Annotated in this window: 1 protein-coding gene; it reads left to right on the forward strand. The window is 51.3% G+C overall.

What is annotated here, in order from left to right; translation table 11 throughout:
- Positions 1 to 556 (forward strand): dihydroxy-acid dehydratase (locus R7Q48_RS29925; protein ID WP_318134025.1); only part of this gene is annotated, 556 nt, incomplete at both ends.

The raw sequence follows: 556 nt of genomic DNA on the forward strand, positions 1-556 counted from the left end.
ACATCGCAATGGGTGGCTCGACCAATACGGTGTTACACCTTTTAGCTGCAGCGCAAGAAGGTGAAGTCGATTTTGATATGACGGACATCGATCGCATGTCTCGCCAAGTACCACACCTTTGTAAAGTGGCTCCTTCAACGCAGAAATACCACATGGAAGATGTACACCGTGCGGGTGGCGTTGTCGGTATCCTTGGTGAACTGAACCGTGCAGGTCTGCTGCACAATCAGTCTAAGACTGTCCTAGGACTGACTTGGGAAGAACAGCTAGCCAAATACGACATCATGCTGACCGATTCAGAAGAAGTGAAATCATTCTACCGTGCAGGCCCTGCGGGTATCCGCACCACACAAGCATTCTCGCAAGATTGTCGCTGGGATACCCTCGATGATGACCGCGCGGAAGGCTGTATCCGCACCAAAGAAAACGCGTTTAGCCAAGATGGCGGCCTTGCCGTTCTGAAAGGCAACATCGCGCTGGATGGCTGTATTGTGAAGACTGCTGGTGTGGACGAAAGCATCCTGAAATTTACTGGCCCTGCAGTAGTGTTTGAAAG

The sequence above is a fragment of the Vibrio sp. 378 genome, assembly GCF_033339435.1.